General features: G+C 72.1%; 11 protein-coding genes and 1 pseudogene. 6 read left to right on the top strand and 6 right to left on the bottom strand.

Annotated elements, in window-relative coordinates:
• Window positions 1-8: 8 nt before the first annotated feature.
• Together DKT69_RS17545 and DKT69_RS17540 are read left to right on the top strand one after the other, a co-directional pair.
• Window positions 9-2015: an ATP-binding protein gene (locus DKT69_RS17545; RefSeq protein ID WP_109802616.1), complete on the top strand. Its 2007-nt coding sequence runs from the start codon at window positions 9-11 to the stop codon at window positions 2013-2015.
• On the top strand, window positions 2012-3175 hold the full coding sequence (locus DKT69_RS17540; protein ID WP_109802615.1) for an acyl-CoA dehydrogenase family protein: 1164 nt from the start codon (window positions 2012-2014) through the stop codon (window positions 3173-3175). The genes DKT69_RS17545 and DKT69_RS17540 overlap by 4 nt, the downstream gene beginning before the upstream one ends.
• 244 nt (window positions 3176-3419) lie before the next feature.
• On the opposite strand, the gene DKT69_RS17535 is transcribed toward DKT69_RS17540, so the two are convergent.
• Complete coding sequence (locus tag DKT69_RS17535; RefSeq protein WP_109802614.1) at window positions 3420-3833, bottom strand: GntR family transcriptional regulator; 414 nt, start codon at window positions 3831-3833, stop codon at window positions 3420-3422.
• Between the two features lie 352 nt (window positions 3834-4185).
• Here DKT69_RS17535 and DKT69_RS39885 point away from each other — a divergent pair.
• A pseudogene (locus DKT69_RS39885) lies at window positions 4186-4374 on the top strand (hypothetical protein); the annotation flags it as partial.
• Between the two features lie 139 nt (window positions 4375-4513).
• Window positions 4514-5227: a hypothetical protein gene (locus DKT69_RS17520; RefSeq protein ID WP_109802612.1), complete on the top strand. Its 714-nt coding sequence runs from the start codon at window positions 4514-4516 to the stop codon at window positions 5225-5227.
• A gap of 7 nt (window positions 5228-5234) precedes the next feature.
• Here DKT69_RS17520 and DKT69_RS38370 read toward each other — a convergent pair whose 3' ends face one another.
• The 3 genes from DKT69_RS38370 to DKT69_RS17505 form a co-directional block, all read right to left on the bottom strand.
• On the bottom strand, window positions 5235-6275 hold the full coding sequence (locus tag DKT69_RS38370) for a hypothetical protein (protein WP_109802611.1): 1041 nt from the start codon (window positions 6273-6275) through the stop codon (window positions 5235-5237).
• Entirely contained in the window at window positions 6272-7213 is a 942-nt protein-coding gene (locus tag DKT69_RS17510; protein WP_109802610.1) for a transporter substrate-binding domain-containing protein, read from the bottom strand. Before DKT69_RS17510 ends, DKT69_RS38370 begins: the two co-directional genes overlap by 4 nt.
• 73 nt (window positions 7214-7286) lie before the next feature.
• A complete protein-coding gene (locus DKT69_RS17505; RefSeq protein ID WP_109802609.1) occupies window positions 7287-11054 on the bottom strand; it encodes a CHAT domain-containing protein in 3768 nt (1255 codons plus the stop codon).
• A 186-nt stretch (window positions 11055-11240) separates the two neighbouring features.
• Here DKT69_RS17505 and DKT69_RS17500 point away from each other — a divergent pair, with 186 nt between their 5' ends.
• Both DKT69_RS17500 and DKT69_RS17495 read left to right on the top strand, forming a co-directional pair.
• The gene (locus DKT69_RS17500) at window positions 11241-11621 is read left to right on the top strand and encodes a hypothetical protein (protein WP_109802608.1); all 381 of its coding nucleotides are present in this window, start codon (window positions 11241-11243) and stop codon (window positions 11619-11621) included.
• Window positions 11618-12571, top strand: coding sequence for a hypothetical protein (locus tag DKT69_RS17495; protein WP_109802607.1), 954 nt, complete (start codon window positions 11618-11620; stop codon window positions 12569-12571). Before DKT69_RS17500 ends, DKT69_RS17495 begins: the two co-directional genes overlap by 4 nt.
• Window positions 12572-12588: 17 nt before the next feature.
• Here the strand turns inward: DKT69_RS17495 and DKT69_RS17490 are convergent, their stop codons facing one another.
• Together DKT69_RS17490 and DKT69_RS17485 are read right to left on the bottom strand one after the other, a co-directional pair.
• The gene (locus DKT69_RS17490; protein WP_109802606.1) at window positions 12589-13617 is read right to left on the bottom strand and encodes a tetratricopeptide repeat protein; all 1029 of its coding nucleotides are present in this window, start codon (window positions 13615-13617) and stop codon (window positions 12589-12591) included.
• A 114-nt stretch (window positions 13618-13731) separates the two neighbouring features.
• The gene (locus tag DKT69_RS17485; protein ID WP_161557869.1) at window positions 13732-14943 is read right to left on the bottom strand and encodes a GH25 family lysozyme; all 1212 of its coding nucleotides are present in this window, start codon (window positions 14941-14943) and stop codon (window positions 13732-13734) included.
• Between the last annotated feature and the right edge of the window lie 69 nt (window positions 14944-15012).

Below are 15012 nucleotides of genomic sequence, written 5' to 3'. Positions count from 1 at the left end.
GGCCAGTCATGATCAACCGACTGCTGGTGGCCAATCGCGGGGAAATCGCCCGCCGAGTCTTCGCCACCTGCCGGGCACTCGGCGTGGACACGGTCGCCGTGCACTCCGACGCGGACGCCGACGCGCCCTTCGTGGCCGAGGCCGACCTGGCCGTCCGGCTGCCCGGGAACACGCCGGCCGAGACGTACCTGCGGATCGACCTCGTCCTGGACGCGGCCCGGCGGGCCGGCGCGGACGCGGTCCACCCGGGCTACGGCTTCCTGGCCGAGAACGCCGACTTCGCCGCGGCCATCACCGACGCGGGGCTGACCTGGGTCGGCCCGCCGGCCAAGGCGATCGCCGCGATGGGCGACAAGATGGCGGCCAAGGCGCTGCTCGCCGATGCGGGCGTGCCGATGCTGCCGACCTGGACCGAGGCCGACCAGGTGACCGACTTCCCGGTGCTGGTCAAGGCCGCCGCGGGCGGTGGCGGCCGGGGCATGCGGGTGGTCCGCGACGCCGCCGGGCTCGCCGAGGCCGTCGCGCGCGCGCGCCGCGAGGCGGCCGCGGCGTTCGGCGACGGCACGGTCTTCATCGAGCGGTACGTCGAGCGCGGCCGGCACGTCGAGGTGCAGATCTTCGGCGACACGCACGGCACCGTGGTGGCCCTCGGGGTGCGCGACTGCTCGATTCAGCGCCGCCACCAGAAGATCGTCGAGGAGGCGCCGGGGGTCCTGTCCCCGCAGGTGCGCGAGCGGCTGCACGAGGCGGCGGTGGCCGCCGGCCGGGCGGTCGACTACGTCGGCGCGGGGACCGTCGAGTTCCTGCTCGCGCCCGACGGGGAGGTCCACTTCCTGGAGATGAACACCCGCCTCCAGGTGGAGCACCCGGTCACCGAGCTGACCACCGGACTGGATCTCGTCCGGCTGCAACTGCTCGTCGCCGAGGGCGAGCCGCTGCCGGAGCGGGCCCGTGACGCGCACTGGATGCGCGGCTACGCCATAGAGGTGCGGCTCTGCGCCGAGGACCCGGCCCAGGGCTTCCGCCCGGCCACCGGCACCCTGCGGCGGTTCGCCGTCCCTGGAGTGGACCGCGGGTTCGGCAACCTCCAGCGGGCGGGCCTGCGACTCGACTCCGGCGTGGTCGACGGCTCGACGGTCACCGTTCACTACGACTCGATGCTCGCCAAGCTGATCGCCTGGGCGCCCACCCGGGCCGAGGCGGTCCGCGCCCTCGCCGGCGCGCTGGCCCGGGCCGAGCTGCACGGCGTCGCCACCAACCGGGACCTGCTGGTCCGGGTCCTGCGCAGCCCCGAGTTCGGCGCCGCGGACGTCGACACCGGCTTCCTGGACCGGCATCCCGAGGTCTTCGCCCCGCTGCTCCCCGCCGACCAGCTCCCCCTGGTCACCCTCGCCGCCGCGCTGGCGGGCGCCGCCGGGCGTCGGGCGTCCGCGCCCGTGTTGGGCGGGCTGCCGTCGGGCTGGCGCAACGTGCCGGCGTTTCCGCAGGTCACCCGATTCAGCGGAGTGGACGGCGGCGAGGTCGAGGTCCGGTACCAGCTGGACCGCAGCGGGGCACTCGCCGAGTGGTCCGTGTCCCTGGCCGGTGGAGGCACCACTTCCGACGCGGCGCCGGCCGTGACCGTGGTCGAGGCCGCTCCCGACCGCGTCGTGCTCGACGTCGACGGGACGCGGCGGGCGTTCCGCGTACACCGGGTGGGGTCGGAGGTCTTCGTGGACGGCCCGGCGGGGGCGGCGAGCCTCACCGAGCTGCCGCGCTTCCCCCTGCCCACCGCGGAGCTGGCCGCCGGGTCCCTGCTCGCGCCACTGCCCGGCGCGGTGACCCGGGTGCACGTCGAGGTCGGCCAGCGGGTCGCCGCCGGCGAGCTGCTGCTGACCTTGGAAGCGATGAAGCTGGAACACCCCGTGCTCGCCCCGACCGACGGCGTGGTCGCCGAGCTGCCGGTCCCGGCCGGCGGCCAGGTCGACACCGGCGCCGTGCTGGCCGTGGTCAACCCCGAGGAGGATCCGCGATGAACTTCGACCTCACCCCCGAGCAGGACCAGCTCCGCGACGCGGTCCGGGCGCTGGGCCGCAGGTACGGCCACGGCTACTTCGTCGAGAAGGCCAAGGCCGGCGAGCACACCACCGAGCTGTGGCACGAGGCCGGCCGGCTCGGCTACCTCGGCGTGAACATCCCCACCGAGTACGGCGGTGGGGGCGGCGGCATCACCGAGCTGGCCATCGTCTGCGAGGAGCTGGCGGCGGCCGGCTGCCCGCTGTTGCTGCTCGTGGTCTCCCCCGCGATCGCCGCCACCGTGATCAACAAGCATGGCACCGACGAGCAGCGCAAGCGCCACCTGCCCGGGCTGGCGGACGGCTCACAGAAGATCGTCTTCGCGATCACCGAACCCGAGGCGGGGTCGAACTTCCACCGGCTCGGCACGGTGGCCCGCCGCGACGGCGACGACTGGCTGCTCTCCGGCCGCAAGTGCTACATCTCCGGGGTGGACGAGGCGGGCCACGTCCTGGTTGTCGCCCGCACCGAAGACGCGGCCACCGGCAAGCTGAAGCCGGCGCTGTTCATCGTGCCGACCGACGCCCCGGGCCTCACCCGGTCCAAGCTGGACATGGAGATCCTGTCGCCGGAGAACCAGTTCCTGCTCTACCTGGACGACGTGCGGGTGCCCGCCGACGCGCTGGTCGGCGAGTCGCTCGACGCCGGCCTGCCGGCGCTCTTCGCCGGCCTCAACCCGGAGCGGATCACGGTCGCCGCGATGGGCGCCGGCACCGGCCGGTACGCCATCGAGCGCGCGTCGGAGTACACCGCCACCCGGAAGGTCTGGGGCGGCCGCAGCATCGGCTCCCACCAGGCCGTCGCGCACCCGCTGGCGCACGCGGCGGTGCAGGTGGAGCTGGCCCGCCTCATGATCCACAAGGCGGCCACGCTCTACGACGCCGGCCGGGACCTGGAGGCCGGTATCTCCGGCAACATGGCCAAGTACGCGGCCGGGGAGGCCGCCGCGCTCGCCGTGGACACCGCCGTGCAGGCCCTCGGCGGGGCCGGGATGACCACCGAGTACGGGGTCGCCACCCTGCTCGGCGCGGTCCGCGCCGGCCGGATCGCCCCGGTCAGCCGGGAGATGATCCTCAACTTCGTCGCCCAGCACGTCCTCGGCCAGGACAAGTCGTACTGAGAGCGCCGGCTCAGGCAGGTGAGGTCTGACTTACAACCTCTGCGCAGGCCGTCCCGGCGAGTCCGTCCTCGTGCTTGGCCTCGGCCCCTCGTCACCGCTGGCACTAGTCGGCCTCTGCTGGCTAGGCGGCGTGAAACGATCGTCAAGCAGTCATCAGCGGTGTCACCGCAGACGCCCAGCCGCAGGAGTAGCAGATGGGCAACACTGCCGGGTCTTCCGGCAGAAGGCGTTGGTCGCCCTTTGGCTATCCGCCGACGACCGTCACACCGTGTGCGCCGTACCCCTCCACACTGCCGCCAGTCCTCGTCACCAGGACGACGGGCTCGCCCTCCTGAAGGCGGTACTTCCGCCGCTCGTCGGGGTCGGGCATTCGTGCCTGCACCTGGTCACCCTTGCCCAGGATCACCACGACGCGTTCCCGCTCGCTTCGGACGAAGGTTCCGCGACTCCGCACCACCACGATCAAGCCCTCACTTCGCAGTTGCTGAAGTGCGCGGCGGACCGTGAGGCGGCTGAGCCCATACTCCTGCGTGAGACTCAGCTCGGTGGGCACTCGCTGGCCGGGCGCAAGCTCGCCTGAGCGGATGGCTTGTCGCAACCGGTCCGCGAGTTGCTTCCACGTAGCGACATCGGGATCGAAGTCGCTCTCACTGTTCACAAGCGCACGCTAGGTGATCCCATACTGCCGTAGTGTTGTGTTTACGTCAACACAACACTTAGGGTGACGCCATGACCATGCACGCGCCTGTTGTTCCTATCTGGACGTGCGGCGGTTGTGGTGCCCCTTGGCCCTGCCGCACCCGCCGCCACGAACTACGCGCCGAGTACCAGGGTGCGCCGACATCCCTGGCGCTCTACATGGGATCGTGCTTGGTAGCAGCGACCCAGGACATGGGCTGGGCGCCGGCGGGCCTGCTCCACCGCCGTTTCCTCGGGTGGCTGCCGTGAAGCTGCGAGCCGGGGACCTGCTCTACGTCAGTCGAGCGGCCAGCCCGCAGTTCGTGACTCCGATGACGTTCCGGTTGATCCGAGTGCTCGACTGGATGACGTACGACGGGTGGGTCTGGCTCGACGGCTACCAGCTCAACGCCAAGTGCGATGCCGTCGCTCGTCGCTCGATCTTCGTCCAGAAAGCCGGACTGCGGTCGCCCCCGGCACCAGGTGCCCCCGGATCGCACAACGCGACGTCACGCCGCCCCTCAGTCGACCCTGCGGCAGGCGGCGTCAATCCGGTGGACCGAGTCGTACTGAGTCCGTTGGAAGGGGCCCTGGAGAGTCCCTTCCCCTCAAGATCTATGTCAGGTGACGCCGGCAGGGCGGGGCGGGGACACTGAGCGGATGTTCCCACCGGATCTGGAGCGGACGAAGGACCGGCTCTACGCCGCCTTCGCCCACCACCGCCTGCCGCCTGACATGGAAGCGTGCGATCACTGCGTTGACCCGGCGGAGGTGGAGCTCTTCCGGTGTACGCCGCTGCGCGACCTCGCCCCGGACCAGCTCGGGACCTACCTGTCCAACCCGGGCACCTGGGGTGACGGGACCGAGTTGCCGCACCTGGTGCCCCGGCTGCTGGAGGGGTACGCCATCGGCGAGATGGCGGACTGGTGGTCACCGGAGACGGTGGCCTGCCGGATCGAGCAGCGCTGGCGGGACTGGTCGCCCGCCGAGCGGAGCGCGGTCGAGGAGTTCTTCCGGGCCTGGTGGCGCTGGACCCTCACGTCCTGTCCGGCCACCAACCCGGCGTGGGACCTGCTGGAAGCAGTCGCCAGCCTCGGCCTCGACGTCGGAGGGTACCTGGCGGACTTCGCGGAGCTGTCGGGCGAGGAGCCGGCCCGACACCTGGCCGAGGTCCTCGATTCCTGGGCGTGGGGTGGGCTCCTGCCGGAGGACGCAAAGCGGGTGGTGGGGCGCTGGCTGGTCGCCGGCACGCCGGCGCGGCTGCTCTGGGAGGCCGCGGTGACCAGCGCGCCGTCTCCGGTCGCCGACGAGTTGACCAAGGCCGCCGAGCTGGCCGATCTACTTCGTGGCGCACTGGCTGATGAGGGCGTCTGACCGTACGTCAGCGGACGGTGCGGCAGGCGGCGTCGATACGGTGGACCGGGCGGACCCGGCGGCCCAGCCCCTCCAGCAGCGAGTCCTCGACGTGGAAGTCCCGGACCCGCAGTCGCCGCCGGGGCAGCTCGTCCTCGCTCGGGCAGAGCACCTGGGCCCGGACCTGACCGACCGGCACGTACCGGACCCCGCCGTGCTCCTGGAGCAGAACGACGTTCACGTCGTCCACGGTGACCACGTGGCCGCGGACGTCCTCGCTGACGCCGGGCGCCGGCTCGATCGTGGTGACCGTCAGCGGCAGCACCGGCGTACTGATCACCGGCAGCGCCGCCCAGACCAGCGTGGCGAGCACCGCCGCCTCGGTCACCGAGGCCAGCGGCCGGATCACCGCCGCCGGCAGCGGCCCGGTGACGAAGAGGGCCAGCACCGGCGGTACGACGAGCAGCACCATGGCCAGCAGTTCCCGCTGCCGCCCGGCCTCTAGCAGGGTCGGCCCGAGCAGCCAGAGGTACCCGGTGAAGCCACCGCAGAGCAGCAGCACGCGGGGCACCGGCTGCTCGTGCAGCCGCTCCAGGCTGAGCTGGAACGCCGCCACGAACGCCGGGACGAGCAGCGGCAGGTAGAGCAGCGGCCAGGTGACCAGCGCCAGCAGAAAGCTGGCCGCCGCGAACCAGGCCGGGGTGATGTCCACCCAGCGGGCGAAGAGCGGGCGACGGAAGCCGGGCGGCATCCGTTCCACGCTGACCCGGAGCACCGCCCCGAGCGCGAAGACCGCGACCAGTCCGGTGGAGAGCAGCTGCGCGGCCGTGGTGAGGAACCCGGCGAGCAGGTTCACCGTGCCGACGTTGGCGACCAGCAGCAGGGTGGTCTGGAGTTCCCCGCCGGCCTCCACGCCCAGCCGCAGCACCGAGAAGACCGCCGGGACGCCGACCACCGCAGTCCAGAACGACTGGCTGGCGCGGGCCCGCCGTTCCGCCGGATCCTGGCCCCCGGGGAGCGGCCCGGCGGGACCGGCCGTCTCCGGGGCCGTCGCCGCCGGCGCGGTCATCGCCCGGGCGCCTTGTCATCGAAGTCGACCAGCTTCGGCACGTCCAGCGGCTGCGGCTGCGACTTGTCGGCCTTCAGCCAGGGCCCCAGCGTCCGGTTGTACGCGGTCAGCCAGGGACTGCTGATCCCGTCCCGTCCCTCCAGGTAGCTCTTCTGCAGGAAGAACGCGACCAGGTCGCGCAGCGCCGGGTCGCCGATCGGGACGCCGATGCCGAGCAGCTCGCTGGTGCCGAAGGGCATGTCGACGATCTCGAACTCGGTCGGGTACTGCGAGAGGAAGCCGGCGAGGATCGTCTCGTCGGAGCTGACCGCGTCGTAGCGCCCCTCCCGGATGCCCCGGACGCAGTCGCCGACCTCCTTCACCACGTACGCCTTGACCTCGTGCTTCCCCAGCTCCGCCTCCGTGGTGGAGCCGCCGCTGGTGCAGATCCGGTAGCCCGGCTCGCGGAGGTCCTCGATGGTGCGGATCCGGTCCCTGAGCCGCTTCGGCACCATCACCTCCTGGGTGGTGACGAAGTACGGCCCGGCGAAGCTGACCAGCTTCTTGCGCTCCTCGGTGATGGAGAAGCTGGAGACGATCAGATCCACGGTGCCGCCCTGCAGCGCCGGGATCCGGTCCTCGGTGGCCAGCGGCACCCACTCGATCCGCTGGTCGCCCTCGAAGCCCAGCGACGAGGCGATGTAGCGGGCGATCTCCACGTCGAACCCGGTGTGCCTACCGTTGCGCAGCTCGCCCATCAGGGGCTCGGTCGTGGCCACGCCGATCTTGATCTTCGGCTGGCCGTCGATGTGCGACTCGCGCAGCTTGTCGAGGACCGACGGCAGCGCGGGTTCGCGGCGGTTGTCGCAGCCGGCTGCGGCGGCCAGGGTCAGGGTCAGCGCCACGGCGACGGTGGTGGCGACGGACCGGAGCCGGTGACGGGGAAAGACCTCGTTCATGGAGCGACCTCGATCATGACACGATGCGGGCACCCAGGGTAGCGGTAGGGACGCAGCCAGGTGAGCATGCTCCTCACAGCGGCCGGTTCAGTCCGACGTGGAGATGACCGGCCCACCGGGTCGGCGTCGCGGGGAACTCGTCGCGTACCGCGCGCACCGTGTCGTTGAGCACCCGCGCCGCGGCGGCCGTGTCGGGAGGCTGCGTGCCACCGTTCGTCAGTCCGGCGTAGAACGCCTCGGCGATCCGGGCGCTGTCCGTGGTACGCCACGTCGTACCGATGACCCCGCGGAAGCCCGCGAGCTGGAACGCCGCGGCGAGATGCAGCGGCTCGTCGGTGAATGTCGGGTGCGTCTCGGCGGTGCTGCAGGCGGAGAGGAAGGCCAGTTCCGCGCGCTCCAGATGGTAGGAGCCCACCATGCCCGGGCTGAGCATCCCGCCCCCGCCGAGGCGCAGGCCGCCGACCAGCATGGCGTTGATGCTGGCGTCGGCCTCGCCGTGGCAGGCGAAGTGGGCGATCGGATGGACCCGCAGCGCGTCCTCGACCGCGACCGGTTTCACCTCGGTGCCGGCGAGCACGGTGGAGCCCGGGATCAGTCGGGCGACGTGCTCGACCTCGGCGCGCACCTGCGACAGTGCCGGCAGGTCCCTGGCGGTCGGTACGCCGAAGACGGCGGCCGTGGCGGCCGTCGGTGGGCGCGGACGCTCCGCCACGGCGTGCGCGAGGGCGGTGAGGGTCGGCGTGTAGGACGACACGGCGCGGTCGAAGACCGTACGCGGACGGCCCGGCTCGCGATGATGCCCGGCCGCGTGGAGCGGGAGGCGGGCCAGCGTGCCGATCGGGGACCACCAGATCCGCGGAGCCGGATCGTGCCCGGGAGCGATCCGGTCGAGTACCGGTCCGGTGACGGCGTCCCACAGCCACGCCAGGATGCCGAGCAGGTCTTCCTGCGCGGAGGCGCGCCGGTCGAAGGGCACCGCCGGGTCGATCGCGTCGGACACCGCCGCGGACAGCCGGAGGACATGCCGCTGGACGACCGTCTCCCGCAGGTCGGGCAACCGGACCAGCTGCACGGGTCGGTCCGGTTCCGGCGGAATGATCAGGGCGTCCCCCCGGTCGCCGTGCGTGGTGACGACCACGACCGGCAGTCCCGTGAGCCGCTGGCGGAGCCGTGGCAGCGACGGTGGCCGCAGGAAGTCGGCAAACTCGGGCAGCCGGCGGATTCGCTCGATCACCCTGTCCCGTTCGACGGCCAACTCCCGAGTGCGGGCCACCCAGACCGGTCCGGGGTCCCATTCGGTCGCGGTGCTGTCCAGCACTTCACCGGACTCCGCCCTGCGCTCGACCTCGATGGTGAACTTCCGGACGTGCGTGTAGGCGTCGGCCTGCGCCAGTTCCTGGTCGATACGGTCGAGCTCAGCGGCGAGCGGTGGGCTGACGATCCGCAGCTGCGCCCATCCGCCGCGGATGCCCAGGGCCTCGTGGAACAGCAGGCCACGGCCGCGCTCCAGGAGCTCGACAGCGCTGTCGGTGTCCTCCGCCGCGATCGCGACCGCAGCGGCCTCGGCCGCCAACCCACCCAGTTTCGCGATGGCGCCGAGCCGGCGGCGGCCGGCCATCGACCGGCTGACCGAGGTCGTCATTCCTTGCACCGCCCGCTCCAGCGCCGCCAGTCGGGCGGCCGGGTCCGCCGCTTCGCGTGCCAGCCCGGCCTGCTGGCGTTCGGCCGCGATCCGGGTCTGCGCGTCCGTCACCGGCGAGGCGGCGATCGCCGCGTACGTGGCGATGGCCTCGGCGCGGGCCCGATCGGCGTCGGATCCTCCGGCTCTCGCCAGGTCGGCCGCCGCCCGGGCCAGCAGCCCGGCCCGAAGCGGCCACCAGTGGTGGTCGGTCGGGGTTTCCTCGACCGCCTGTCGGGCCAGGTCCACGGCACCGGACAGGACGTCGAGGTCGCCGCCGAGCAGATACCGCTGGTACAACGCATCGGCGACCGAACTGCGGATCCGCGGCTGATCGGGATGCTCCGGCGGCAGCAGGGCGAGCGCCTCCCGGAAGGTGCGCTCCGCCTCGAGCAGGGCCGCCTGGTCGTTCCGCCGCACGGCATGAACGGAGAGGCTGCTCGCGTGGTTGTACAGGAACCCGACGCGGCGGGAATCGTCGCGGGGCAGGGCCGCGACCGCGCGGCGGTTGGCCGCCACGGCCTCGGCGAGCAGCGCGTCGTCGGGCACCAGCGCGTCGCGGCGCACCAGCACGCGGGACAGTCCCATGAGCCGCAACGGATACGACTCGTGCTGCGCCGGGGTGAGTTCCAGCGCCTCCCGCTGGTACCGCAGCGCCTCGTCAAGAGCTTCGGTGCTGTCGGTCAGCCAGCCGGTGTGCGCCAGGGTGTGGGCGAGGACCGTGAGCTGGGTCGGGCGCAGGTCCGGCTGCTCGTCGGTCAGCTCCAGAGCCGCACGGGCGGCGGACACGGCGACCTCGACCAGCCGTTCGTCCTGTCCGTGCAGTCCCGCGTCGGCGGCGGCGCTCGCCAGCAGGTTCAGTGCCTCCCGCCGTAAGGGGTGCTGCGGCCCGGCGGCGTCCAGGGCACACTGCGCCCACGTTCCCGCCCGCGCAGCCCCGCTCAGCTCGCCGCCGTGCTCCCAGCGGGCCAGCTCGGCTTCGCCGAGCAGCAGCAGAGCCTGCGGCCGGGCCGCGTGGTAGGCGGGCACCGCGCCGAACAGCACGACGGCCGCCTCGAACCGCTCGGCCAGCGCCTGTGGTGAGCCGTCGACCGACACCCGGTCGGCCAGCTGCTCGGCACGGCGCAGCAGTTGGTCGATCACCACGGGCTGGTCGGCCGCGGTGACGATCGTGCGTACCGGGTCGGCACCGACGGCGTCCGCCAACTGGTTGGCGACCGCGTTGAGCCGCTCCAGCGCCGACGCCATCGCGGGCTCGTCCGACGCGGCGGCGTGGACCGCGTCGCGCCAGGCGGCGGTCGCCTCGATCAGGATCTCGACCGACGCGTGCTCCGGGGTCCCGTGCAGCCGGCACAACGCGGAGCCGAGCCGCGCCACGACGTTCGGCTCGATGGGGTACCGCTGCCAGCTGAGCTGCGCCGCGCGGCGGTACTCCCCGACGGCCAGCTCCAGAGCCTTGGGGCCGGCACCCCGGTCGAAGTACAGCTCCAGCAGGCGGCCGCGGTGGACGAGTCGGTGGACCCGGTGCGGGTCCCGGGCCGACGTGGCCTCCAGCGCCTTCGTGGCGGTGTCCAGCGCGTCGTCGTACGTCAGTGGGTCGCCGGTCTCCTCGGCGAGCGTGACGAGCGCCCCGCAGAGATCGGTCAGCAGCGCGGCAGAAAGCAGGCGGGTGGCCGGGGCGCGCTGCCGTACCACCCCCGCGAGCCATTCCTGGTACAGCGTGACGAGCATCCGGAGGGCCTTCTCCGAACCGGCCCGGTACCGCTGCCAGAGCCGCGCGACCCGGTCGGCCTGCTGCTGGCTGAGCGGGACGTCCGACAGGTCCGGCGGACCGGGCCGACCGGTCTCCCGGCATTCGTCACGGATCACCTCGGGTACCAGTTCCGGGTCCCGGCGGTGCAGGCGTCGGAAGAGGTCGACCGCCGCGCGACGCTCCCGCAGGCCGTCGAGCCCGGGCAGGTCGAGATAGCGGTACCAGTGGAGCCGCGCCAGCGCCTGCGCCACCTTCCGTCCCGCACCGCGATCACCGACCGCGCCGGCCAGGCTCTGCTCTTCGCGCGACAGGTCCGTACCCGACAGGAGCCCCGGATTCCCCGTCCGTTCGTACTCGGCGATCACGTCCGTGATCCGCTCCAGGGCACTGCCGATGGTCCGTCTCGACATCGCTTCTCGATTCCGTCGCGCTGGCCGGTGCAGTGGTGTCGGGCCGAGATCCCTTGTGCCTCGCCAATTCTGCCGGGGTGGGACCGGCGGGCGGAAGCGGCGGCTGGCGTCCAGGGTCGGCGTGGTGGCTTGCCCGGGTCGCTACTGTGACAGCGGAAGAGGCCAACCGATGCACGGGGAGCGGCATTGGAACTCGTTGCGCACCGCATCGGTCGGCTGTGCGGCCAGGCCTCCGGCGGGCAGCTTCGGGAGCATGCCGAGCGGTACGGCGTCCTCGACGTGCTGGACCGGATCGCCGACGCGATCGACCGGGGACGGGTGGACCGGCGACTGGAGGAGGATCTCGACCTGCTCGACGGTGCGTTCGCGCGCCACGGCATCGACGGGCTCACCACCGGCGTACGCGGCTTCGAGTCATGGCTCGGCGGAGGCGGACATCCGACGGTCGTCGCGTGGACCTGCCCGAGTCCACGGTCGTGTCCCCGAGCGATGCCGATCGGCGACGGCGAGCGGCCGGTGTGCCCGCTGACCGGCTCACCGTTCGTGGAGACCCGGATCCCGTTGTGAACGCATTCCTCGCCGAGCTGGGCAAGCAGCTGGTGACCCGGTGGACCGTCGCGCTGATGGTGCCGGGGGCGCTGTTCGCCGGCGCCGTGGTGCTGGCCCACGTTCTCGGTCACCACCACGCCACGGAGCTTCAGGCCCTGCCGACCTGGCTGGACGGGGTGACCGGCGCCGGCGGACCCGGCGCCCTCCTGATCACCGCGGCCGCGTTCCTGCTCGGCGCGGCGGCGGCCGGGCTCACCGCTCAGTCAGTAGGCGTGTTCGCCGCGTGGACCTGGAGCCTGAGCCCGGCCGGGCCGGTGCTGCGCCGGCTCGCCGGGTGGCGCCGCCGCCGGTGGGAGCAGGCGGATGCCGAGGTGGCGGAGGCGGAACGCGCGCTCCTCGCGGACACCGCCGACGCTGCGCTGCGCGCCCGGGCCCGCCGCGCCATCGCCCGCCGCGCGGCGGTCTGCCTCGTCGAACCGGAGCGGCCGACCTGGATCGGCGACCGGCTGCACGCGGCCGACGTCCGGGTGCACCGGAGCTACGGGATCGACCTTGCGGCGGCCTGGCCGCGGCTGTGGCTGGTCCTCGCGGACGAGGTGCGTGGTGAGCTGACAGCGGTTCAGGAGCGATGTGCCTTAGCGGCCCGGCTGGCCGGCTGGGGCATCCTGTACGCCGCCCTCGGGGCGTTCTGGTGGCCGGCCCTGGTCATCGGCGTCGGAACCCTGCTCACCGCCCGGTACCGCGCTCGCCTGGCCATCGCCGTGTACACCGACCTGGTCGAAGCCACCGTGGACCTGCACGGCCGGGAGCTGGCGGTCCAGCTTGGACTGCCGTGCCCGGGCCGGCTCACCGCGGAGATCGGAGAGCAGATCACCGCGATCGTCCGCAAGGACGGCGTCGTACCGCACTCCCGGCGGGCCGTGCCCGCCGAGCCGTCGCAGCGCCCACGGTCGCTGCCGCACCCGTGACCGCGGCCGTCGAACGGTCACGGTTTCCAGGACGGGTTGTGCAGGATGGCCAGGTTCTGTCGCGCGGTCACCGCCAGGCCGTGGTTGTGGTCGACGTCCGACAGCGCATCGAGGACCTCCCAGTACCGGGTGATCGCCCGCTCCCGGTACCCGGCGAGGGCCAGGGTCGCGGCCAGGTTGTTCCGCCGGCCGGCCGTCTGGAGGTCGTTCCGCCCGTGGTTCCGCTCGGTGTGGCGGACGTTCTGTTCGTGCAGCTGGATGGCCTGTGCGTACTGGCCGGCCTGCTGGTATCCCACCGCCAGGTTGTTTCGGAAGACCAGGGTGAGGTCGCCGTCGGTACCGTGCAGCTGCTCGGCCGCGACCACGACCTCCCGCAGCACGTCCAGCCCGTCGTCGACATCCCCGGCGGCGAGGTACGCCTGCCCGAGAGCGTTACGGACCTTCAGCGTGTCCTCGTCGACCGGTCCGAACGCCTGCGCCGCCCCGGCCGCGAGGGGCTCCAGCAGCGCGATGGCCTCGGTGAAGCGTCCGCACCGGCGGTGGTCCTCGGCGAGGTCCAGCCGGTACGCCAGGGTGCTGCGGCTGCGCAGCGATTCCCGACCGAGGCCGGCCGCCCGCCAGACGTCGAGGGACGTACGGACCGCGTCGAGCGGATCGGCGAACCCGGGCGCGGGTGGCGGCGGCATGGCCGGTAGGGGCTCGGGTGGGTCCGCCTCGCTTACCACCCAGGACGCGAGCAGCGCCCGCAGCGTCGGGGGATGCATCCCGCCGACGTACAACCGGCACACCCCGTGATCCAGGTGCAGGTGCAGGGATGAGCCACCGTCGTCCTTCGGCCAGAAGGAACTGATCGCCAAGGCCAGGAAGTTGGGCGTCCGCACCTCCAACCCACGCAGGTCGGGCCAGCGGAAGGTCAGGAACCGACGTATCCGCCGACGGAGCACGATGCCGGAGCGGTCGACGAGGGCGGTGAGCGCCGGTGTCTCGTCCGTCCTTTGCGGATGCCCGCCTAGATAGGTCACCTCGGGTATCGCGAGTGCCGACATTGCGTCATCGTTCCATCTGGACGGCCAACTGGGAACGTCCTGGCGCGGCCCGGGGTACGGCGGGCGGCTGATCGCCCGTCGTACCCCGGGTCCGTCAGCGGACGGCCGAGCGGCTCACGAGGTGGAGGTTTTGTCGAACTTCTCCCACGGGCCGATCGCCGTCCGGTTGGCGATCAGCGGCTTGGCACCACCGCTCTCCGCCACCACGTACCTGCCGTTGGCGTTGGCCCGGAGGCTGATGCTGCCGTCCGAGTTGTTGATGACGGTGAACTTCTCCCACGCGCCGATCGCCGTCCGGTTGGCGATCAGCGGCTTGGCGCCCCCGCTCTCCGCCACCACGTACCTACCGTTGGCACGCGAACGGAGAGCGACGAATCCGCCGCCCGCATCGATCATGTCGAACTGCTCCCACAGCCCGATCGCGGTCCGGTTGGCGATCAGCGCGTTGGCTCCGGCGTTCTCGGCCACGACATAGCGACTGTTGGCTCGGGCGCGGAATGCGACCGGCGCCGCGGCCACCGGGGCGCCGGTGAGTCGGGTGAGGGCCTCATAGTCACCGTTGAACACGTTCTGGCTGTAGTTCGCGGGCTGGCTGGGGTTACCGGCTGCGTACTGCCAGACGGTCTCCGTCGTCCAGCCGGCCGGCAATGGCGGGCGGGTGGTCGTGTAGCCGGCGATGTCCAGCGGGTGATCGCCGAAGGACGCGTTGTTGCCGGTGCACGGGTTCCAGAAGTTGGTGTTGGTGTAGATCATCGGCACCCGACCGATGCGTGTCTTGACCTGGTTGCTGAAGGCCCGGATCCAGTTGGAGAACTCGGTCGTGGTCAGCCCGTAGCAGGTGGGTGCGCCACTCCAGTACGGCCACTCGATGTCCACCATGGGTACGAGCGTCTGGCTGTCCTTGGTGAACTGCGCGCTGTCGATGAAGAAATTCGCCTCGGTGATCGGGTCGCGGCTGTCCGGGCGCGCGAAGTGGTATGCACCGACGAGCAGCCCGGCGGCCTTGGCCGCACGGTAGTCCTCGGCGAAGTAGGGGTTGAGGTAGGTACGCCCCTCGGTCGCCTTGATGTACGCGAACTTGTACCCGTTGGCCGCCACGGTCGGCCAGTCGATCGGGCCTAGGTTGTGGTCGTGGCTCGAGACGTCGATGCCCCGGATCGTGTAGCCGGCCGGGGTGGTGGCGCTCGCCGACAGCGAGCTCGTGCGCGCGCCCGGCTTGACTCCGGCGTTCGCCCGTCCACCACCGTCGGGAGTGGAGCCGGCCGCACTCACCGGTTGTGCCGTGCCGATCGCCGCGCCGAGAGTCAGCCCGGCAGAAATCAGCACAGAAATCCATTTTCTTGACATGATAGGTCGCGAATCTCCTTGATCGGGAAGTCGACGACCGCCGTTCGC

This window comes from Micromonospora sicca (assembly GCF_003172935.1).
Taxonomy (GTDB): domain Bacteria; phylum Actinomycetota; class Actinomycetes; order Mycobacteriales; family Micromonosporaceae; genus Micromonospora; species Micromonospora sicca.
This window is presented reverse-complemented; position numbering and strand designations above follow the sequence as displayed.

Excerpts from the sequence above, each read along its gene's own strand:
- DKT69_RS17545 (WP_109802616.1), top strand. The coding sequence starts at position 9 with ATGATCAACCGACTGCTGGTGGCCAATCGCGGGGAAATCGCCCGCCGA.
- DKT69_RS17540 (WP_109802615.1), top strand. The coding sequence starts at position 2,012 with ATGAACTTCGACCTCACCCCCGAGCAGGACCAGCTCCGCGACGCGGTC.
- DKT69_RS17520 (WP_109802612.1), top strand. The coding sequence starts at position 4,514 with ATGTTCCCACCGGATCTGGAGCGGACGAAGGACCGGCTCTACGCCGCC.
- DKT69_RS38370 (WP_109802611.1), bottom strand. The coding sequence starts at position 6,275 with ATGACCGCGCCGGCGGCGACGGCCCCGGAGACGGCCGGTCCCGCCGGG.
- DKT69_RS17510 (WP_109802610.1), bottom strand. The coding sequence starts at position 7,213 with ATGAACGAGGTCTTTCCCCGTCACCGGCTCCGGTCCGTCGCCACCACC.
- DKT69_RS17505 (WP_109802609.1), bottom strand. The coding sequence starts at position 11,054 with ATGTCGAGACGGACCATCGGCAGTGCCCTGGAGCGGATCACGGACGTG.
- DKT69_RS17490 (WP_109802606.1), bottom strand. The coding sequence starts at position 13,617 with ATGTCGGCACTCGCGATACCCGAGGTGACCTATCTAGGCGGGCATCCG.